We start from the raw sequence: 21,459 nt of genomic DNA on the forward strand, positions 1-21,459 counted from the left end.
CTGTTCATCGGTTACCTGTTCGGCGTGCGCTCGGAGCGTCAGTTGGTGCGCGAGATCGAGGTCAACGTCGCCTACCGCTGGTTCTTGCGGCTGAAGCTGACGGATCCCGTGTTCGACGCCTCGACCCTGTCGCAGAACCGCCGCCGGCGCTTCAACGACACGTCGGTGGCCCAGGACATCTTTGATCATATCGTCAGCCAGGCGATCGCCCACAAGCTGGTCGATGGCACGGTGCTTTACACGGATTCAACGCATCTGAAGGCGAATGCCAACAAGGGCAAATACGATCTTGCGATGATCGAAAAGTCGCGGGCCGATTATTGGGCCGATCTCGACCGGGCGATCGAGGCGGAGCGGACGCTGCACGGGCAAAAGCCGCTGAAGGACAAAGAGCGTGAGCCGCAGGTGAAGGAAATCAAGGTGTCGCGCACCGATCCCGACAGCGGCTACATGGTGCGCGACGGCAAGCCGAAGGGCTTCTTCTATCTCGACCACCGCACGGTCGACGGCAAGCTTGCGATCATCACCGACACCCATGTGACGCCGGCCAATGTGCATGACAGTATCGTCTATCTCGAGCGGCTCGACCGGCAGCGGGAGCGGTTCGGCTTCGAGGTCGGCGCCGTCGGCCTGGATGCCGGCTATGCCACGTCCGGCATCGCCAAGGGGCTGGAGGACCGCCAGATCCTAGGCGTCACCGGCTATCGCAATCCGACCCCACCCAAAGATGGCATGATGCGCAAGTCGAAGTTCGACTATGAGCCCGAGACGGACGGTTATCGCTGCCCCGAAGGCCAACTGCTCGCCTATGCCACCACCGACCGCAACGGTTATCGCCACTACACATCCGACCCGGCGATCTGCCAAACCTGTCCGCTGCTCGCCTCCTGCACATCAAACACCAAGGCGGTGCGCACCATCACCCGCCATGTCTGGGCCGATGCCCGCCAGCGCACCGACGCCAACCGCCTGACCCCTTGGGGCAAGGCAATCTATAAGCGCCGCAAGGAGACGGTCGAGCGCTCGTTTGCCGATGCCAAGCAGCTTCACGGCCATCGCTATGCCCGCTTCCGAAGTCTCACCCGTGTCGCATGCCAGTGCCTGCTGGCCGCAGCCGCCCAAAACATCAAGAAGATCGCAATGGCGCTCACCAAGCCACCCAGACCAGCCATGGCATGAGGGCCAGAGACCGCCAACTTCGCCCCACCGCAGAACCCAACTTAAAACAACCAACGTCCAAAAAAACAAACCCGCCGAAAATATCGACGGGTTTGTCAGCGGTCTGAGGCCCTCCGATTGGAGGGCCTTTTTGTATTGGCGGCGATTTCTGCCGGTGGCTCAAGCCACCGCCTCCAGGCCGAGCGCGAACAATCGCTCGAGCTGCTTGATTTCGGCGGCGGTCAGCGCGATGCCGTCGGCCTCCGATTTTGCGCGCGCCGCATACCGGCGCTGCGAGGGAAGGCGGGCGCCCTGGCCGACGATGGCCTCGAACAGGGTCTCTGCCCGCGCAAACGGATTGCCTGGCCGGCCGGCGGCGAAGGCTTCCGGCGAGAAGGCGATGATCAATTCGCCATGGAAAGGGGCCAGCGTCGTCGTGCCGAGATAGTCCAGCACCTCGGGGCTTGTCAGGTCGCCGATCATGATTCCGGCCAGCAGCTCGATCATCGTCCCGATGGCCGAGCCCTTATGCCCGCCGAACGGCAGCATGGCGCCGGCAAGCGCAGCCTCCGGATCGGTCGTCGGATTGCCGTCGGCATCGATCGCCCAGCCCTCGGGCAGCGACTTTCCAGCCCGCCGGTGCAGTTCGATTTCCCCGCGCGCGGCAACCGACGTGGCAAAATCGAAGACGTAGGGCGGCTGGCCGACGCGCGGCCAGGCAAAGGCGAAGGGGTTGGTGCCTAGCAGCGGTTTGTTGCCGCCGGTCGGCGCAACGGTTGCATAGCTCGGGCACATGACCAGGCCGGCGAGGCCCTGTTCGGTCAGGGCTTCAGCTTCCGACCAGAGCGCGGAGAAATGCGTGCAGTCGTTGATGACGAGGGCTGCAAGCCCGCACGAGCGGGTGCGCTCCACGAGAGCCGGCAAGCCGAGTTCGAAGGCCGGATTGGCAAAGCCACCCTTGGCGTTGACCTTCACGATCGCGGAGCCCTCCTGCAGCATAAGTTCCGGCACCGCGTCCGGATTCACTTTGCCCGCTTTGACGGTCCGCAGCGCACCCTCGATCCTGTAGATGCCATGCGATTTGCAGGCATCCCGCTCTCCGGAGACGATCACGCGCGCGAGTGCGCCGGCCTGGATCTCGTTGAGGCCAGCCTTGCGGAAAATCGCATCGACCCGCTCCTGCAGGGCCGGTACGGTCAGGGTGGTGTTGTCGCTCATCTCGTGTCTCTCGTGAATGGCCCGGCCGCCGACGGCGATCGAGCGTTGATGTTATAAATACATAGAGTATACAAAGATCTGACATGCGCAATTCGCCTTTGGATGGATTTTCGCGTAAAGCACCACGGGCTCTCAAGAAAGGAATCGCAGATGGTCTTCACTCCCAATGGAAAACACCTCGTCGCGGGCGAATGGCTCGACGGAGCGGGTACTTTTGCATCCGCGCCGGCGCACGGTCCAGTCCACCAGTTTGCAGTCGGTACGGTAGATCTTGTCAATCGCGCCTGCGAGGCCGCCGAAGATGCGTTCTGGAGCTATGGCTACTCCACGCGCGCAGAACGCGCGGCGTTCTTGCGCGCCATCGCCGACGAGATCGAAGCCCGCGCCGAGGCGATTACCGCGATCGGTAGCCAGGAAACGGGCCTGCCGGAAGCTCGCCTGCAGGGCGAACGCGGCCGCACGACCGGTCAGCTACGGCTCTTCGCGGACCATATCGAAAAGGGCGAATATCTCGACCGCCGTCGTGATGCGGCACTGCCCGACCGCCAGCCCGCGGCACGGCCGGAAATCCGGCTTATCCAGCGCCCTGTCGGCCCGGTCGCCGTCTTCGGCGCCTCGAACTTCCCGCTGGCCTTCTCCACGGCCGGCGGTGATACCGCAGCCGCTCTGGCGGCAGGTTGCCCTGTTGTCGTCAAGGGTCACTCGGCGCATCCGGGAACCGGCGAAATCGTCGCGCAGGCAATCGAGGCCGCTATTCGCAAGACGGGTGTTCATCCCGGCGTCTTCTCGCTGATCCAGGGTGGCAACCGTGATGTCGGTCATGCACTCGTGCAGCATCCGCGGATCAAAGCTGTTGGCTTCACCGGTTCGCTTGCCGGCGGCCGCGCACTCTTCAATCTTTGCGCCGCGCGGCCGGAGCCGATCCCGTTCTTCGGTGAACTCGGTTCGGTCAATCCGATGTTCCTGCTGCCCGAGGCGCTGAAGGCACGCGCTGAAGCGCTCGGCCAGGGCTGGGCCGGGTCGCTGACGATGGGCGCCGGCCAGTTTTGCACCAACCCCGGCATTGCAGTTGTGACCGAAGGCGCCGAAGCCGATCGCTTCGTAGCCGCAACGGTCGAAGCGCTCGGCAAGGTCGCGCCGCAGACGATGCTGACGGATGGCATTGCGAAGGCCTACCAGGATGGGCAGTCACGCTTTGCAACTCGCAATACGGTCAAATCGCTGTTCGCCAGCGAGTCCTCTGGCCGCTCAGCCGCTCCGAACCTGTTTGAGACAACCGGCGCACAGTTCCTCGCCGATCACGCCCTGGGCGAAGAGGTCTTTGGACCGCTCGGCCTTGTCGTGCGTGTCCAGACGATCGATGAGATGGAGAAGCTCGCTCGTGGCTTCGAAGGTCAGTTGACGGCGACGATCCATATGGATGCAGGTGACATTGCCGACGCCCGTCGTCTGCGCCCCGTGATGGAACGCAAGGCAGGACGCGTCCTGGTCAATGGATTCCCGACCGGTGTCGAGGTGGTCGATTCGATGGTGCATGGCGGACCCTATCCGGCTTCGACCAACTTCGGCGCAACCAGCGTCGGCACAATGTCGATCCGGCGCTTCCTCCGCCCGGTTTCGTACCAGAACATGCCGGAAGATCTCCTGCCGGAAGATTTTCTCGGCTGATTCCTATCAAGGGTAGAAAAGCAAAGGGCGGCCACGACTTGGCCGCCCTTTTTTGTCGACATAACCGCTATTCAACTTATACTTTTTGCATACTTCATGTATTTTAGCATTGATTTGCGCGCGCCGAAGGGGAATAGTGCGCCTCGCTGTCAATCGACAATCCAACTCTGGGAGAGAGAATAGAATGAAACCTTCGGTCCTCGCCTTCGGCCTTCTGGCTGCCGCAACCGTTCTGACCAGCCCGGCGAAGGCCGACAAGTTGGACGACATCATCGGCTCGGGCACGCTGCGCTGCGCGGTAGTACTGGACTTCCCACCGATGGGTTCGCGCGACGAGAATAACAACCCGATCGGCTTCGACGTGGACTATTGCAGCGATCTGGCTAAGGCGCTGGGTGTAACCGCCGAAATCGTTGAGACCCCGTTCCCTGAGCGTATTCCGGCGCTGATGTCGGGTCGCGTTGATGTCGGCGTGGCCTCCACCTCCGACACGCTCGAGCGTGCCAAGACTGTCGGCATGACGGTTCCCTACTTCGCCTTCGAGATGGCGGTTACGGCCAACGAAAAGTCGGGCGTGAAGTCCTTCGAAGACATGAAGGGCAAGGTTGTCGGCGCAACCGCTGGCACTTACGAAGCGATCGCACTCGAACAACAGGTCAAGGCCTGGGGCGTCGGCGAGTTCCGTCCTTACCAGACGCAAGCCGACGTATTCCTGGCGTTGAGCCAGGGCCAAATCGATGCCACCGTTTCGACCTCGACCGTTGCCCAGGCCAACGTCAAGACCGGCAAGTTCGCCGGCATCGCTGTGGTCGGCAAGGCACCGTTCGACATCGACTACGTCTCGCTCTTCACCAACCGCGAGGAATACGGCCTGATCAACTACCTGAACCTGTTCATTAACCAGCAGGTTCGCACCGGCCGCTACGCCGAGCTCTACAAGAAGTGGGTTGGTGGCGACCTGCCGTCGCTCTCGGTCAATGGCGTTTACCGCTAATCCGCACCGTTTCTCCTGCGGCGCGAGGCATGACCTCGCGCCGCAGCTTTACGACAAGGTGAGACGGTAATGTTCAACTACACCTTCCACTGGAACCAGGCGCTCAAGGCATTGCCGCAGATGCTCGACGGTGCGCTGGTCACGATGCAGATTGCGCTCCTGTCCATGGTCATCGGACTGGCTTGTGCGATCGCGCTGACCTTGTTCCGGCTATCCGGCAACCGCATCCTTGGTGGCTTCGCCACGGCTTGGGTCGAGATCGCCCGAAATACGCCGGCGCTGTTCCAGATCTACATGGCTCATTTCGGACTCGGCAACTTTGGCATTCACCTCACGCCGTTTACCGCGCTCCTGGTTGGCATTGCCTTCAACAACGCTGGCTACCTGGCAGAAAATTTCCGCGGCGCGCTGAAGGCGATCCCGGACACGCAGACGCGCGCCGGACGCTCGCTCGGCATGACCTCGATGCAGGCCTTTCGCCTGATCGTGCTGCCGCAGATGCTGCGCGTGGCGTTTCTGCCGGCGACCAACCAGATGGTCTGGGCGGTCCTGATGACGTCGCTCGGCGTAACCGTCGGTATGAACACTGACCTTACCGGCGTGACGCAGGAACTGAATGCGCGCTCCTTCCGCACCTTTGAATTCTTCGCCTTGGCTGCCGTGATCTACTACGTCATCGCGAAGGTTCTGACCCTTGCCGCCCGGGCACTCTCCTGGCGCATGTTCCGTTATTGAGAGAGGTGAGAGATGTTTAGTACTGCCCTCACCTGGAGTGATCTGGCCTTTCTGGCGCAAGGCGCGGGAATGACGCTCGCGGTCACGGCCGTCTCGGTCGCTGCCGGAACCGTTCTCGGCATCTTCTTCGGGATGATCCGCGTCGAACTCGGACCTTACTGGTCCGCACCGCTGACCTTCGCGCTCGACGTCTTCCGCTCCGTGCCTTTGTTGATCCAGCTTGTGCTCGGAAATGCGCTGCAGTCGATCATGCGGCTTGGCTGGCCCCCATTCACGACCTCCTGCGTGGTGCTGTCGCTCTATACGGCTGCCTATTGCACGGAGATCGTCCGCGGTGGCATTTCCGCGGTGCCGCCGACCACGCGCCGTGCGGCTCGCTCGCTCGGCATGACCTGGTGGCAGGACATGCGCTATATTGTGGCCCCGCTCGCAACGCGCGTTTCGCTGCCGTCTTGGATCGGACTGACGCTCGGCGTCATGAAGGATTCCGCGCTGGTGCTCTGGCTCGGCCTGATCGAGTTGCTGCGCGCCTCGCAGATTCTCGTGACCCGGCTGCAGGAGCCGCTGTTCATCCTGATGATCTGCGGCACCGTCTACTTCATTATCAGCTTCCCCATCGCCCGGATTGGCGGGTATCTCGAAAAACGGTGGTCCCCCAATGATTGAGATTGAAAACGTCCGCAAATCCTTCGGCCCGTTGGAGGTTCTGAAGGGCATCAACCTCACTGTTCCGAAGGGCGAGGTGCTGACCATCATCGGTGGTTCCGGCTCGGGGAAGTCGACGCTGCTCACCTGCATCAATGGCCTTGAGGCCATCGACAGTGGCCGTATCGTTGTCGACGGGACGGATGTGCATGCCAAGGCGACCGACCTCAACAAGCTTCGCCGCAAGCTCGGCATCGTCTTCCAGCAGTGGAACGCTTTCCCGCATCTGACGGTGCTGGAAAACGTCATGCTTGCGCCGCGAAAAGTGCTCGGCCTTTCCAAGGCGGAAGCCGAGGCGATCGCGGTAAGGCAGCTCACCCACGTCGGCCTCGGGGAGAAGCTCAAGGTCTATCCTAACCGCATGTCGGGCGGCCAGCAGCAGCGCATGGCGATTGCGCGTGCGCTTGCCATGTCGCCAGAATACATGCTGTTCGACGAGGTCACCTCGGCGCTCGACCCACAGCTGGTTGGCGAAGTGCTCGACACACTGCGCATGCTGGCCTCCGAAGGCATGACGATGATCTGCGTCACGCACGAAATGAAGTTTGCGCGTGAGGTTTCAGACCGCGTCGCCTTCTTCCACAAGGGCGTGATGGCCGAGATCGCTCCCCCGGAAGAGCTGTTCGGTGCGCCGAAGGATCCGGAGTTGCAGGCTTTCCTCGCTGCCACCCATTGAGGCGATGATGAACGATCAAATTCAGACGGATGTCATCGTAATCGGCGCGGGGGTCGTTGGGCTATCCACTGCAATCGCGGCACAGGCAAGGGGGCTTTCGGTGGTCGTACTCGACCGGGAGGGTCCCGCTGCCGGCGCCTCGGCTGGCAATGCCGGCGCCTTCGCCTTTACCGACATCCTGCCGCTTGCTTCGCCGGGCATCCTCAAGAAAGCACCTAAGTGGCTGCTCGATCCGCTCGGCCCGCTTTCGGTGCCGCCAGCCTATGCCTTGCAGATCGCGCCATGGATGTTCCGCTTCTGGCGCGCCTGCGCGCCGGGCCGTGTCGCCCATTCGACTGCGGCGCAAACCGCGCTGATGGACCTTTCGAAGGCGGAGCTTGAGCCGTTCCTGCAGGAGACCGGCACCGTGGGCATGCTGCGCAAGGATGGCAATCTGCAGGTCTATGAGGGCGAAGCGGAACTGAAGGCTTCGCTTCCCGGCTGGAAAGCGCGGGAGGAGCATGGGATCGAGTTCCATCACCTCGATGCGGCCGGCATCAATGAGATCCAGCCTGGTATCGCGCCTCGCTTCACCCATGGCACCTTCACGCCTGGCTGGTACTCCATCGCCGATCCCAAGCTCTACACCCTTGCCCTGGCAGACCACTTCCGCGCCATCGGCGGCTCCATCGAGCGTGCGGAGGTCATCGCACTGCGTCCTGTTGATGGCGGCGTAGATGTCGTCAGTTCCGGCGGCGCTTCGCGACGGGCAGCACAGGTGGTCCTATCGGCGGGTGCATTTTCACATCAGGTGGCCCGTACGATCGGGGAGAATATCCCGCTCGAAACGGAAAGGGGCTACAATACCACGCTCCCTCCCGAGGCTTTCGATCTGCGCACGCAGGTTACCTTCGGCGGGCACGGATTTGTCGTTACCCGGCTGTCGACAGGCATCCGAGTGGGCGGCGCCGTCGAGCTTGGGGGCTTGAAGCTTCCGCCGAACTTCCGTCGATCGGAGGCGATGCTGAAGAAGGCACAGAGCTTCCTGCCCGGCCTGAAGCCTCAGGGCGGCGTCCAGTGGATGGGGTTCCGCCCATCCTTGCCGGACAGCCTGCCCGCCGTCGGTCACGCCCGCGCCACGCAGCGCGTCGTCTATGCCTTCGGTCACGGCCATCTTGGCCTGACTCAGTCGGCTGGCACCGCGCGCATCGTCGCGGATTTGCTCACGGGCAAGAAGCCGGCGATCGACATTGCATCCTTCTCACCCCAAAGATTCTGATGGAGGCGGGAGCGCGCTAATGACAGTTGGCCGCATCAGCCCCCATTGGTGAATGACTCACTCCGCTCAAGGCTTCGTGGTGAAATGAAAACCCTCGCACTCGATCGCAGCATTCTCGGCGGTACCGCGAATGGCCCCGTCATTGTCGCAAAGGAGGCATTGAGCTTCTGGGGCGGGGTCGATCCCGCTACTGGCTTGGTGATCGACGTCCACCACCCGCTTCACGGAACCCGCCTCACCGGTGGCATTCTGATGATGCCCTCGAGCCGCGGATCCTGCACGGGTTCCGGCGTACTCCTCGACCTCGTCCTGACGGGTCGCGCACCGGCCGCCCTGGTTTTTTCCGAAGCCGAGGATGTGTTGACGCTCGGCGCGCTGATCGCGTCCGAAATGTTCGGCAAGCCTCTGCCCGTCGTGCGGCTTGGGCCGGAGGCCTTCGCGGCGCTCTCGCGCGCGAAGACCGCCGAGATCAGCGATACGGCGGTTGTCGCAGACGAGGTGGAGATTCCGATCGCTCCTCCGGCAACCGCTGCGCTCGACCTCAACGATGCAGATCGCGCCATGCTTGACGGGCAGCAGGGCATCGCCCTGCAGCAGGCCATGCGCATCATCTGCGCCATGGCGGCGCAGCAGGGCGCGCGCGGCCTCGTGGATGTCACGCAGGGCCATATCGACGGCTGCATCTATGCGAGCCCCGCCAATCTCACCTTTGCGGAAAAGATGGCTGATATGGGCGCGCAGGTCCGCGTGCCGACGACGATGAACGCCATTTCCGTCGACCGCGCCAATTGGCAAGCGCAAGGCGTTCCGGAAAGCTTCGGCGACCCGGCTGCACGGCTTGCCGATGCCTATGTGCGCATGGGCTGTCGCCCGACCTTCACCTGCTCTCCCTACCTGCTGGATAGCGCACCGCAGGCGGGCGAATCGATTGCATGGGCAGAGTCCAACGCAGTGATCTTTGCCAACACCGTTCTCGGCGCGCGGACGGCAAAGCACCCGGATTTCCTCGATCTCTGCATCGCGCTAACGGGACGTGCGCCGCTGTCTGGCGTTTATCTCGACGAACCTCGTAAGGCACGACGGATCATTGATGTCGAATTGCCCGAGCGCGTCGATGACGCTTTCTGGCCGCTCATCGGTTATCTCGCAGGTCGCGCGGCGCCGGATCGCATCCCGCTTTTGCGCGGCCTAAGCTCCGCGCGGCCTTCGCAGGACGACCTCAAGGCGCTGTGCGCCGCTTTTGGCACCACGTCAGCTGCACCCATGCTGCATGTGGAGGGCGTTACGCCCGAAGCTGCCGGCTCGGCCCGCGACGATGCCGATCGGGTTGTCATCTCGCGCGCCGACATGGCTGCGGCCTGGACGGTTCTAAACGAGGGGCCGGAAGAGGTGGAACTCGTTGCCATTGGCAGCCCGCATGCCTCCCTGACCGAATGTCGAGCCTTGGAAGAAGCGCTTGCCGGCCGCAGCCGGCACGCGGATGTCACGGTAATCGTGACCGCCGGTCGCCAGGTCATCAGCGAAGCGCGCAACGAAGGCCTGTTGAAGAGATTGGAGGATGCAGGCGTGCAGGTCCTGCCCGATCTCTGCTGGTGTTCGATTTCCGAGCCTGTGTTCCCGACGCGAACCCGCTCCCTGATGACGAACTCGGGCAAATATGCCCACTATGGCCCCGGCCTTTCCGGTCGTGCCGTTCGCTTCGGCAGCCTTGCCGATTGCGTCACCGCCGCTCTGACTGGGCGCGTTCCGCCCCAGTTGCCCGATTGGCTTTCCTGAGGAGGTATCATGCACAGCACCAAGACCATCCATGTCGTTTCCGCCCATGCCGAGGGCGAAGTGGGCGATGTCATCGTCGGCGGTGTGACGCCGCCGCCCGGCGAAACGATCTGGGAGCAAAGCCGCTGGATTGCGCAAGACGGGACGTTGCGCAATTTCGTGCTGAACGAACCGCGCGGCGGCGTTTTCCGGCACGTCAATCTGCTGGTGCCACCGAAGCATCCCGACGCCGATGCCGCATTCATCATCATGGAGCCGGAAGATACGCCGCCCATGTCGGGATCGAATTCGATCTGCGTATCCACGGTGCTGCTGGACAGCGGCATCCTGCCGATGCAGGAGCCGATCACCGAGATCACCCTCGAAGCGCCCGGCGGGCTCGTCCGTGTGCGCGCCGAGTGCCGCAACGGCAAGGCCGAGCGCATCTTCGTGCATAACCTACCAAGCTTCGCGGAACGACTGGATGCGAAGCTGGAAGTCGAGGGCGTGGGTACGCTGACCGTCGATACCGCCTATGGCGGTGACAGCTTTGTCATCGTCGATGCGGCGGCGATGGGCTTCAGCCTGTCGCCCGACGAGGCCCATGACATTGCGAAGCTCGGCGTGCGCATTACCAATGCCGCCAACGCCGCGCTCGGATTTCATCACCCGGAAAATCCGGACTGGAATCATTTCTCCTTCTGCCTCTTTGCAGGTCCGGTGGAGCGTACCGCCGAAGGTCTACGTGCGGGTGCAGCCGTCGCGATCCAGCCCGGCAAGGTCGATCGCTCGCCCACGGGAACGGCGCTGTCGGCCCGCATGGCCGTATTGCACGCGCGTGGACAAATGACGCTCGAAGATCGTCTGACTGCGGTGTCGTTGATCGGCTCCACGTTCTCTGGCCGCATTCTCGGCACGACCGATGTTGGCGGTCGCCCGGCCATCCTGCCTGAGATCTCCGGCCGCGCCTGGATTACAGGTACCCATCAGCACATGCTCGATCCGTCCGACCCCTGGCCGGAAGGCTATCGGTTGACCGATACCTGGGGTGCCCGCTGATTGCCTGACCAGCCTTGAGCGGTACGGATAATCTCCGCTCAAGGCGCCTGCACACCTTTGATTGTGCAACAGACGTGGTACGCTCGCAGCATCAGCTGGGGGCAAGTCATGCGACGTCTTCTTTTCAGCATAGTGCTTGCAATCATCACCATTCTGTTCGGTCAGGTTGCTGCATTCGCCCAAACGAACGTCGAGGTCGGCGGGATCATGCCGAAGCCGAATACGGGCGATCTCGATGCTATGACCAAGATCCGCCTCGTTCGTATCCTGGTGCCATACAGCAAGACCATCTATTTCATCGACAAGGGACGCCAGTTCGGAACCGCGGTGGAGTTTGGGACGGCCCTGGAGGCCGAGCTCAACAAGGGCAGGAAAAAAGCGATCGAACACATCCGCGTCGCCTTCATTCCGACCGGGCGAGATCGATTGATTCCAGCCCTCAAGGAAGGGCTCGGCGACATCATCATGGCCAACTTGACGGTCACCCCTGCGCGGCTTCAGGACGTCGATTTCAGCGCGCCGATCTACAGCGACGCGAGCGAGGTGCTGGTATCAGGGCCATCCGCGGAGGCGGTTACCAACATCGCCCATCTGGCAGGCAAGGAAATCCGCGTCCGTCAGACGAGCAGCTACTACGAGCATCTTCTGTCGCTCAACGAGCAATTGAAGAAGGACGGAAAGCCGGAGATCCAAGTCAAGCCGATCGACGAGAACCTTGAGGACGAGGATCTCATGGAGATGGTGAATGCCGGCCTCCTGCCCTGGACGGTGGTCGATGAATACAAGGCCGACATATGGGCGAAGGTGTTCACGGAATTGAAGGTCCATCCTGATGTCGCCGTGGCCACTCATGGGCAGATCGCCTGGGCGATCCGCAAGAATAGTCCGCAGTTGAAAGCCGTCCTCGACAAGTTCGCCGAGCAGCACAAGGTTGGAACGACCTTCGGCAATCTGCTGCGCAACCGCTATTTCAAGAGCGATACGATGCTGCGGCGTGCCTATTCGCCTGCCGATGTCGATCGCTTCAAGGAACTGGTCGAAATCTTCCGCAAGCATGCGGGCACGTACTCGTTCGACTATCTGATGCTGATGGCGCAGGGCTATCAGGAATCCCAGCTTGACCAGTCGCGGCGTAGTCCGAGGGGCGCCGTCGGCGTGATGCAACTGCTTCCTGCCACGGCGGCGGGCAAGGAGATCGGCATAACCGGCATCGCCAAGAGCGAGGATCTCAATGTCGAGGCCGGCGCGAAATACCTGCGCTATCTGGTTGAAGTCTCCATCAAGGGGGAGGGTGTTTCGCCGCGTGACCAGCAGCTGATGGCGTTTGCCGCCTACAATGCAGGTCCGGGAAATCTCCGGAAGTTTCGCGCCAAGGCAAAGGATATGGGGCTCGATCCCAATGTCTGGTTCGGAAACGTCGAGAATGCCGCAGCTGCCATCGTCGGCCGGGAAACGGTCCAATATGTCAGCAACATCTTCAAATACTACATCGCCTACAGCCTGCTGATGGAGCGGGTCGAAGCACAGCGCGCCTCGATGAGCACGACCACACCTGCCAAGAACTAGCGACTATGCCTTCGGTGTCGAATAGGTCAAACGGCCCGCTGGAAAACGGGCGGGCCGTTTGCAGTTCTGTCGATGCCGGCTTACCGGTCCATGTGATAGCAGGCGGCGGTTTGCTCGGGCCTGACCTGCTCCGTTGGCGGCATCTCCGTGCGGCAGATGTCCGTGGCCTTCCAGCAACGCGGAGAGAAGACACAGCCGGGCGGCGGATTGAGCGGCGAGGGCGGGTCGCCCTGAAGCCGGATACGCTGCCGGTTGCGTGCAAGCTTCGGATCGGGCACTGGCGCGGCCGAGAAGAGCGCCTGCGTGTAGGGATGCGCCGGGCTGTCGAACACGGTGGCGCAATCGCCAGCCTCGACCACCTTGCCGAGATAGAGCACCAGCACATCGTCTGAGATCAGACGTACGACCGAAAGGTCGTGGCTGATGAAGATCAGCGTCAGCCCGAACTCCTTGCGAAGCTTGCGCAAGAGCGTGATGACCTGCCCCTGGATCGACACGTCGAGCGCCGAAACCGGCTCGTCGCAGATGATCAGCTTCGGCCGTGTTACGACTGCGCGGGCAATGCCGATGCGCTGTGCCTGGCCGCCCGAGAACTCGTGCGGATAGCGGTTGATCATTTCAGGCACGAGGCCGACGGCACCCATGATCTCCTGTACGCGCGCCACGCGTTCCGCTTTTGTAAGCTTCGGCTCGAAGACGGTGAGCGGTTCGGCGATAATGTCGCCGACCGTCATGCGCGGATCGAGGGAGGCAATCGGATCCTGGAAGATGATCTGCATGTCGCGTCGAGCCGCGCGCATTTCCTCATCCGACAGGTCGAGCAGATTGCGCCCCTGCCAGAGAATGCGGCCTTTCTGCGATTTCAACAGACGCAGGATCGAGCGGCCAAGTGTGGACTTGCCGCAACCGGACTCTCCGACGATCCCCAGCGTCCGGCCTTCTCTGAGGTCGAAGCTGACATTGTTCACCGCAGTCAGCGTCATCGGCGGTTTGAAGAAACTCTTCGACGGAATTTCGAACTGGGTGGTGAGGTTCTCGACCCTTAGGAGTGATCGTTCAGCCATGGTTCAAAACCTCCTCGCGGCGGGGGAAGGGATGGAAGCAGGCCGCGGAATGGCCTTTCGCCAACATCTCAAGTTTCGGCGACGCGTCGATACAATCGTTCTGGACCATGGGACAGCGCGGCGAGAAGCTGCAACCTTTCGGCAGGTGCTGCAGATTGGGCGGGCGGCCTGGAATGACGGCGAGCTGATCGACGTCCTGGTCCGGCCGCGGGATCGAAGCGTGCAGCGCAGCGGTATAGGGATGCGCCGGTACCTCGAAGAGCTCATCGACTGGCGCTTCCTCGACGATCCGCCCGGCATACATGACGGCCACGCGATCCGCGAGGCCCGCGACGACGCCCAGATCATGCGTGATCATGACGAGCGCCGTGTTCATTTCCGCCGTCAGGTCGTTGAAGAGATCGAGGATCTGCGCTTGGATCGTCACGTCAAGCGCCGTCGTCGGCTCGTCGGCAATGAGCAGCTTCGGTTTCGTCAACAGCGCCATGGCAATGACGATGCGCTGGCGCATGCCGCCCGACAGCTCGTGCGGGTAGAGGCTGAAGCGCCGCGTCGGGTCGGGGATACCGACGCGCTTCAGCATATCGAGCGCCTCGTTGGAGGCAGCCCGCGCGGTGAAGCCGCGGTGAACCTCAAGCTGCTCCGTCAATTGCCGGGAAATCCGTAGAGACGGATTGAGCGCGGTCATCGGGTCCTGGAACACCATGGCCATGTCCTTGCCGCGGACATGGTCGAGCTCGCGCGGCTTTAGCGCCAGCACGTCCTTGCCCTCGAGTAGTGCTTGGCCGCTGGTGCGGCCGTTCTTGGCAAGCAGACCCATGACGCCGAGGAAGGTCTGGCTCTTGCCCGAGCCGGACTCGCCGACGATTGCCACGCGCTCGCCGCGCCGGATCGACAGGTTCATGTTCGAGACGGCCTTCACCTCGCCATCCGGCGTCGCAAAGGTGATCGAATAGTCCTTCAGTTCGAGAAGCGTATCGTTTTTGGTTTCGTGTTGCATTCTATCGATCCTTCGGGTCGAACGCATCGCGCAGGCCGTCGCCGATGAAAAGCAGGCTCATCAGCAGGGCGACGAGGAAGCAGGCCGGGAAGGCCAAGAGCCACGGCATGCTTTCCATGGCGTCGGTGCCCTCGGCGATCAGCGTCCCGAGTGATGTCAGTGGTTCCTGAACACCGAAGCCGAGGTAGGACAGGAAGCTTTCGGTCGCGATGATTTCAGGAACGGTCAACGCGGCGAAAATCACCACTGGGCCGACCAGGTTCGGAATGATGTGCTTGAGGATGATCTTGAACGGTTTCTGGCCGGATGCACGTGCCGCCTCGATGAACTCGCGCTGCTTGATCGAGAGTGTTTGCCCGCGCACGATACGAGCCATGGTCAGCCACTCCAGCGCGCCGATTGCCGCAAATAGCAGGTAGACGTTTCGGCCGAACACCACCATCAGCAGGATGACGAAGAGGATGTAAGGCAGCGCATACATGATATCGACGAAGCGCATCATGAGCGCGTCGAGTCTGCCGCCGATGTATCCGGAGATCGCTCCATAGAGCACCCCGATGACCACCGAAACGATCGTGGCAGTTGCCGCAACCGCAAGCGAGACGCGGGTGCCGTAGAGCACGCGCGCAAGCAGGTCGCGGCCATTTGGATCTGTTCCGAAATAATGGCCGCTTTCCATATCCGGCGGCATGCGGAACGCCGCCCAATCCGGTTCCTCGTAGTCGAACGGGATCAGGTACGGGCCGATGAATGCGACCAGTATCAGGAGCAGCAACACGATGATGGCGACGACTGCTGCCTTGTTGCGGGAGAGGCGACGCAGCGCATCGCTGGTCAGCGAGCGGCTCTTGTGCGAAAGCCCTTCGGCCTCGAGAAGCTCGGCCGCGAGCAGCTCTCTCTTTGCTGGATTGAGGATCATCGGTTTCTCACTTTCGGATCGAGCCATGCATAGGCAATGTCGACGAGAAGGTTCAGAAAGACGATCAGGACCATGTAGAAGATGACCGTGCCGAGAACCATGCCGTAGTCGCGGTTCAGCGCTGCGTTGACGAAGTAGCGGCCGATGCCCGGCAGTCCGAAGATGCTCTCGACAACCAGCGAGCCGGTGAGAAGGTAGCTTGCCGCCGGACCGAGATAGGAAACGACAGGCATCATGGCGGGCTTTAGCGCGTGACGAATAACGGTTAGCCGTGGGCCGATGCCCTTGGCCTTTGCGGTGCGGATGTAATTCTGGTTCATCACCTCGATCATCGAGCCGCGGGTCATGCGCGAGATGCGGCCCGCATGTGGCAAAGCTAGCACAACGATCGGAATGACGAGATAGCGGAACGAGCCGTCACCCCATCCGCCGACAGGCAGCCAGCCGAGATGGATACCGAAGACCAGCTGCAGGATAGGCGCAATCAGAAAGTTCGGAAGAACGAGGCCAACGAGAACGAGCAGCCCGAGGAGGTAGTCAGGCGCTTTATTCTGATAAAGTGCCCCAAGACAGCCGACTGTCACGCCGATAAGGATGGCAAAAATGAAGGCGAGGCCCCCGATCGTGAACGTGTAAGGCACGCCGATCATGATTTGCTGGGCAACGCTGAAATCTTCGTTGGCGAACGACGGGCCTAGATCGCCCTTCAACACGTCGAAGACGTAGATCAGGTATTGTTCGATCAGCGGCTTGTCGAGATTGTAGTGAGCCGCGAGGTTCTTCAGGATCACCGGCGGCAATGGCCTCTCGCCATCGAACGGGCCGCCGGGAGCAAGGCGCAAGACAAAAAAGCTGAGTGTCACGGCGATCCACATCACGGGGATCGTCGACAGTAGGCGACGGAGTGCATATTTGATCATGGTCGTGGATCGGCCCTTCCCACATTCAGCGGGAAGGGCCGGTGTTCCTTATTCTTTGACCGACAGCCAGCGCGTGCGATGGATGTCCTGAATATTGTCGACGAAGCCCTGGACCTTCGGCGAGACCACGTTCTTCGAGACATAGTAATAAAGCGGAATGGCGGCGCTGTCGTCGAGCGCAAGCTGTTCGGCCTGCTTGAAGATTTCGGCGCGCTTCTTCAGGTCGGTTTGAGCGTTCGCTTCCTTGACGAGCTTGTCGAAGTCGGCATTGCTCCAGCGGCCATAGTTCATCGAAACGCCGGAAACGAGTAGACCCAGGAAGTTATCAGGATCGTTGTAGTCCGCGATCCAGCCTGCGCGGCCGATTTCGACCTGACCGTGCTGCATCTCGTCATAGTGGACCTTGGTTTCGGTGTTGTAGAGCTCGATCTGTACGCCGAGCGGCTTCCACATCGAGGCGATCGCCACAGCTACGCGCTTGTGGTTGTCATTGGTGTTGTAGCGGAGCTGTGCCTTCAGCGGGTGGTCAGGTCCGAAGCCTGCTTCCTTGAGCAGCTTTTTCGCCTCTTCCACCTTTTCCTTGTAGGGCATGTCCTTCCAGCTCACATAGGCCGGCTCACCATAATTCGCGGTGCCCGGCGGTACCCAGGAATAGGCCGGCAGTTCGCCGGTGCCGAGGATCTTCGGGCCGATGACTTCACGGTTGACGGCCATCGAGAGGGCCTGACGAACGCGCTTGTCGTCGAACGGCGGCTTCGTGGCGTTGAGGACGTAGTAGTAGCTGGCGAGGAACGGCGTGACATGGGCCTGGCCCGGCAGGTTCTTCTTCATCCATTCATACTGATCCGTCGGGAAGTCGGTCATGATGTCGAATTCGCCGGCGCGAAAGCGCTTCAGAGCCGCTTCCTGATCCTCGAGCGTGAAGAACTTCACGCCATCGATCTTCAGGTCCTTCTCGCCGTAGTACTGGTCGTTCTTGACTGTCGTGACGGACGCGCCCGGAATCCACTCGGTTGGCTTGTACGGGCCGTTGGTGACGATGTTGCCGATCTTCACCCAGTCATTGCCCTTGGCTTCAACCACATGCTTCGGCAGCGGATAGGCGGTGTAGTGCATCAGCGAATTGATGAAATAGGGGGTCGGGTTCTCAAGCGTGATCTCGAGCGTCTTGTCGTCGATCGCCTTGACGCCGAGCTGGCTGAAATCGGTGATTTCGCCCTTGTTGATCTTTTCCGCGTTCTTGATGGTGAATTGCAGATAGGCGTATTCCGCGGCGTTCTTCGGATCGACAAGGCGCTGGAAGGCGAAGACGAAGTCGCCGGCCGTCACCGGCTGCCCATCCGACCACTTGATGCCGTCGCGAAGCTTGAAGGTATAAACCTTGCCGTCCTGCGAGACGGTCCAGCTTTCAGCCTGTCCCGGGATCGGATCGTCCTTCGGGTCTTCGGTGACGAGGCCCTCGAAGATGTCGCCAGCAATGCGGTTCTCATAGTCGCTCGACAGCTTCTGCGGGTCGAGGGACTGCGGGTCGCCGCCATTGTGGATGTTGAGTGTCGCGGCGTGCGCGGTCACGGCCAGCAGTGAGCCAAGCACGGCTGAAGCCAGGAATTTTTTCGTGAGAAAGTTCATATGGGGGCCACCTTTCTAGGCTTTTCGCCTTTATTAGTCGTTTGTTCCCATGACCAGTTACGTTCAGGTCAGCGCACAACCTATCGTAAAGGCTTGCCGTTGCAAGTCCCCAAATGAAGCAGCGAGCGACACTCCTTGCCGCCGCGATAATTTCTAGTCTGTAGCCGCTCGGCCCGCCGCAGAAGGAGGGATTTCGCCCGTGCTGTGCCGTTTCGTACGATGGGCAAGCTTCAATGCATTCAATCAATGATTGCAAATACCGAGAGTAGCCGGCTCATCTTTTGATGCCTTTGCGGCGAATTACGTTGACTATTCAATGACCGATAGGGTCGTTTGCGACATCTTGCCGCCGTCTGTTTTTGAAATGCTGCGTTGTCCCGCGATTTCGGGGAACGACTGGATTAGGTGGCACCGGTCTTCGCCCGTGGCTTGCAGACGCTGACGGAAAACGGTGCGTTGATTCTGGTCGACAAGCGGGCCGGGGCGGAGGTGGGCCAGTGTGCACTCGATCCAAAGGTCGCTATCGCTTGGTCGCTGCCAGTGGCGCGAATATCCGCGCGATCATGGCTTTCCGATTCCTAGGAGGCGATGCCGGTTTGCCTGCCGCCGACAGTTTGACGCCGCGCCGCCTGCCGCTAGATTGAGTATGACGAAGGGAGGTCGCGATGACCGAAGTAAATCTACCTTGGACCGGTGGCTGCCGATGCGGCCGCGTGCGATTGAAGATCCGCGCAAAGCCGCTTTTGACCATGGCGTGCCATTGCACAGGGTGCCAGAAGATGTCGTCGAGCGCCTTTTCGCTGAGTGCCGCGATCCCGGCGGAGGCCTTCGAAATCACCGAAGGAGAGCCCGTCATCGGTGGGCTGCACGGCGTCGAGGCGCACCACTATTTCTGCGGCCACTGCATGACCTGGATGTTCACGCGATCGGACGGGATGGATTGGTTCGTCAACCTGCGTCCGACGATGCTGGACGATCCGCGCTGGTTCCGGCCGTTCATCGAGACCTGGACCCGCGAAAAACTGCCCTTCGCCGAAACCGGCGCGGTCCGCAGCTACGAGGCGCTGCCGTCGATGGACGCCTATCAAGGGCTGGTGAAGGAATACATGGCCTGCAGTTGAGGCAGCGCGGGATCAAAAAGCCCGGCCATGCTCGTGCGCCGGCCGGGCTGAAATGATGCTTTTATTCGTCGCCCATCTTGAGCGCGGCGATGAAGGCTTCCTGTGGAATCTCCACCTTTCCGAACTGGCGCATGCGCTTCTTGCCTTCCTTCTGCTTGTCCAGAAGTTTGCGCTTTCGGGTGGCGTCGCCGCCGTAGCACTTGGCCGTCACGTCCTTGCGCAGCGCCGAGATGGTCTCGCGGGCAATCACGTTGCCGCCGATCGCTGCCTGGATTGGGATCTTGAACATGTGCTTCGGGATCAGTTCCTTCAGCCGCTCGCACATGTCGCGGCCACGCTTCTCGGCAGACGCGCGGTGGACGAGCATGGAGAGCGCATCGACAGGCTCTCCATTGACGAGGATCGACAGCTTGACGAGGTTACCTTCGCGGTAGCCTTCGAGGTGATAGTCGAAGGAGGCGTAGCCCTTCGAAATCGACTTCAGCCGGTCGTAGAAGTCGAAGACAACTTCATTGAGCGGCAACTCGTAGGTCACCATTGCGCGGGTGCCGACATAGGTGAGTTCCGTCTGGATGCCGCGACGATCCTGACAGAGCTTGAGAATGCCGCCGAGGTAATCATCAGGCGTCATGATCGTCGCCTTGATCCAGGGCTCGCGGATCTCGTCGATCTTGACGACATCGGGCATGTCAGCCGGATTGTGCAGTTCGCGCTCGCTGCCGTCGGTCATCGTCAGCTGGTAGACGACCGAAGGCGCAGTGGCGATCAGGTCGAGGTCGAATTCGCGCTCAAGGCGTTCCTGGATGATCTCAAGGTGCAGCAGGCCAAGGAAGCCGCAACGGAAGCCGAAGCCGAGTGCGGCCGATGATTCCATTTCGAAGGAGAAGGAGGCATCATTCAGGCGAAGCTTGCCCATCGCCGCGCGCAGATCCTCGAAATCCGCGGCATCGACGGGGAAGAGACCGCAGAACACGACCGGTTGTGCCGGCTTGAAGCCCGGCAAGGCCTGCGCCGTTGGGCGCTTGTCCTCGGTGATGGTATCGCCGACGCGCGTATCGGCCACTTCCTTGATGGAGGCGGTGATGAAGCCGATTTCGCCAGGCCCGAGACTGTCGACATTGACCATCTTTGGCGTCAGCACGCCGACGCGTTCCACCTGGTACTTGGCGTCCGTGCCCATCATGCGGATCGTCTGGCCCTTGGTCAGCACGCCGTCGATGACGCGGACGAGGACCATGACGCCGAGATAGGTGTCGTACCAGCTGTCAACGAGCAGCGCCTTCAGCGGTGCCTTTTCACCGCCGGAGCTCTTCGGCGCCGGCAACTTCTGAACGATTGCCTCGAGGACATCGGGGATGCCGAGGCCGGTCTTTGCCGAAATCAACACGGCTTCCGAGGCATCGATACCGATCACTTCCTCGATCTGTTCCTTGATGCGATCAGGTTCGGCGGCCGGCAGGTCGATCTTGTTGAGGACGGTGACAAGCTCGTGGTTGTTGTCGATCGCCTGGTAGACGTTGGCGAGCGTCTGGGCTTCCACGCCTTGGCTGGCGTCAACGACGAGCAGCGAACCTTCGCAGGCCGAGAGCGAGCGCGAGACCTCATAGGCGAAGTCGACGTGTCCGGGCGTGTCGATCAAATTCAGGATATAGGTCTCGCCATCCTTGGCCTTGTAGTGCAGACGCACCGTCTGGGCCTTGATGGTGATGCCGCGCTCGCGCTCGATATCCATGTTGTCAAGCACCTGCTCGGACATCTCGCGCTCGGCCAGGCCGCCGGTCGATTGGATCAGGCGGTCGGCAAGCGTCGATTTGCCGTGGTCGATGTGGGCCACGATCGAGAAATTGCGGATATGGGAAAGCGGAGTCGTCGAATTGGTGCTCATGCGCGCCATATAGCAGCGCCGACCCTTGCCGCAAAGCGGAAAAGCAGGGGTTCGTTTACGATAAGTCGCCGTTTCGCGGACCGAAACATGATACTTGATTCTATTATCAGATCGTGAAATTCTATTATA

The 21,459-nt window shown here is 61.3% G+C and carries 18 protein-coding genes; 11 read left to right on the top strand and 7 right to left on the bottom strand.

Going from position 1 to position 21,459, the window contains the following annotated elements; all coding sequences use genetic code 11:
- On the top strand, nt 1–1,179 hold a 1,179-nt coding region (locus AS026_RS35075), incomplete at its 5' end, for an IS1182 family transposase (protein ID WP_062371485.1).
- Between the two features lie 159 nt (nt 1,180–1,338).
- On the opposite strand, the gene AS026_RS35080 is transcribed toward AS026_RS35075, so the two are convergent.
- The gene (locus tag AS026_RS35080) at nt 1,339–2,376 is read right to left on the bottom strand and encodes an Ldh family oxidoreductase (protein ID WP_062375505.1); all 1,038 of its coding nucleotides are present in this window, start codon (nt 2,374–2,376) and stop codon (nt 1,339–1,341) included.
- Nucleotides 2,377–2,526: 150 nt separating this feature from the next.
- Between AS026_RS35080 and AS026_RS35085 the strand changes: the two genes are divergently transcribed.
- The 9 genes from AS026_RS35085 (at nt 2,527) to AS026_RS35125 (ending at nt 12,792) form a co-directional block, all read left to right on the top strand.
- Nucleotides 2,527–4,044 carry an aldehyde dehydrogenase (NADP(+)) gene (locus tag AS026_RS35085; RefSeq protein WP_062375507.1) on the top strand — a complete coding sequence of 506 codons (1,518 nt, stop codon included), beginning with the start codon at nt 2,527–2,529 and terminating at the stop codon, nt 4,042–4,044.
- 184 nt (nt 4,045–4,228) lie between these two features.
- Nucleotides 4,229–5,038: an ABC transporter substrate-binding protein gene (locus AS026_RS35090; RefSeq protein ID WP_062375510.1), complete on the top strand. Its 810-nt coding sequence runs from the start codon at nt 4,229–4,231 to the stop codon at nt 5,036–5,038.
- Nucleotides 5,039–5,107: 69 nt separating this feature from the next.
- Nucleotides 5,108–5,773 (top strand): amino acid ABC transporter permease, encoded by a 666-nt coding sequence (locus tag AS026_RS35095; protein ID WP_062375512.1) that lies wholly within the window; start codon nt 5,108–5,110, stop codon nt 5,771–5,773.
- Between the two features lie 12 nt (nt 5,774–5,785).
- Nucleotides 5,786–6,439: an amino acid ABC transporter permease gene (locus tag AS026_RS35100; protein WP_018859737.1), complete on the top strand. Its 654-nt coding sequence runs from the start codon at nt 5,786–5,788 to the stop codon at nt 6,437–6,439.
- The gene (locus AS026_RS35105) at nt 6,432–7,154 is read left to right on the top strand and encodes an amino acid ABC transporter ATP-binding protein (protein ID WP_018859738.1); all 723 of its coding nucleotides are present in this window, start codon (nt 6,432–6,434) and stop codon (nt 7,152–7,154) included. The genes AS026_RS35100 and AS026_RS35105 overlap by 8 nt, the downstream gene beginning before the upstream one ends.
- Nucleotides 7,155–7,161: 7 nt before the next feature.
- Nucleotides 7,162–8,412, top strand: a complete 1,251-nt coding sequence (locus AS026_RS35110; RefSeq protein ID WP_062375515.1) for an NAD(P)/FAD-dependent oxidoreductase — start codon at nt 7,162–7,164, stop codon at nt 8,410–8,412.
- A gap of 84 nt (nt 8,413–8,496) precedes the next feature.
- A complete protein-coding gene (lhpI, locus tag AS026_RS35115) occupies nt 8,497–10,188 on the top strand; it encodes a cis-3-hydroxy-L-proline dehydratase (protein WP_062375518.1) in 1,692 nt (563 codons plus the stop codon).
- A 9-nt stretch (nt 10,189–10,197) separates the two neighbouring features.
- A complete protein-coding gene (locus AS026_RS35120; RefSeq protein ID WP_062375520.1) occupies nt 10,198–11,226 on the top strand; it encodes a trans-3-hydroxy-L-proline dehydratase in 1,029 nt (342 codons plus the stop codon).
- 108 nt (nt 11,227–11,334) lie between these two features.
- Nucleotides 11,335–12,792 carry an MltF family protein gene (locus tag AS026_RS35125; RefSeq protein ID WP_062375522.1) on the top strand — a complete coding sequence of 486 codons (1,458 nt, stop codon included), beginning with the start codon at nt 11,335–11,337 and terminating at the stop codon, nt 12,790–12,792.
- Between the two features lie 80 nt (nt 12,793–12,872).
- Here AS026_RS35125 and AS026_RS35130 read toward each other — a convergent pair whose 3' ends face one another.
- Genes AS026_RS35130 through AS026_RS35150 form a run of 5 tightly spaced genes read right to left on the bottom strand, consistent with a single transcriptional unit; the run spans nt 12,873 to nt 18,324 of the window.
- Nucleotides 12,873–13,856, bottom strand: coding sequence for an ABC transporter ATP-binding protein (locus AS026_RS35130; RefSeq protein WP_018859743.1), 984 nt, complete (start codon nt 13,854–13,856; stop codon nt 12,873–12,875).
- Entirely contained in the window at nt 13,849–14,856 is a 1,008-nt protein-coding gene (locus AS026_RS35135; protein WP_025659705.1) for an ABC transporter ATP-binding protein, read from the bottom strand. Before AS026_RS35135 ends, AS026_RS35130 begins: the two co-directional genes overlap by 8 nt.
- A gap of 1 nt (nt 14,857) precedes the next feature.
- Entirely contained in the window at nt 14,858–15,775 is a 918-nt protein-coding gene (locus AS026_RS35140) for an ABC transporter permease (RefSeq protein WP_062375524.1), read from the bottom strand.
- Nucleotides 15,772–16,695 (bottom strand): ABC transporter permease subunit, encoded by a 924-nt coding sequence (locus AS026_RS35145; protein WP_018859746.1) that lies wholly within the window; start codon nt 16,693–16,695, stop codon nt 15,772–15,774. Before AS026_RS35145 ends, AS026_RS35140 begins: the two co-directional genes overlap by 4 nt.
- Before the next feature lie 48 nt (nt 16,696–16,743).
- The gene (locus AS026_RS35150) at nt 16,744–18,324 is read right to left on the bottom strand and encodes a peptide ABC transporter substrate-binding protein (protein ID WP_018859747.1); all 1,581 of its coding nucleotides are present in this window, start codon (nt 18,322–18,324) and stop codon (nt 16,744–16,746) included.
- Between the two features lie 665 nt (nt 18,325–18,989).
- Here AS026_RS35150 and AS026_RS35155 point away from each other — a divergent pair.
- Nucleotides 18,990–19,445, top strand: a complete 456-nt coding sequence (locus AS026_RS35155) for a GFA family protein (RefSeq protein ID WP_018859749.1) — start codon at nt 18,990–18,992, stop codon at nt 19,443–19,445.
- Nucleotides 19,446–19,506: 61 nt separating this feature from the next.
- Here the strand turns inward: AS026_RS35155 and lepA are convergent, their stop codons facing one another.
- Nucleotides 19,507–21,339 (bottom strand): translation elongation factor 4, encoded by a 1,833-nt coding sequence (lepA, locus tag AS026_RS35160; protein ID WP_062375527.1) that lies wholly within the window; start codon nt 21,337–21,339, stop codon nt 19,507–19,509.
- Nucleotides 21,340–21,459 lie beyond the last annotated feature (120 nt).

Source organism: Rhizobium altiplani (genome assembly GCF_001542405.1).
Taxonomy (GTDB): domain Bacteria; phylum Pseudomonadota; class Alphaproteobacteria; order Rhizobiales; family Rhizobiaceae; genus Rhizobium; species Rhizobium altiplani.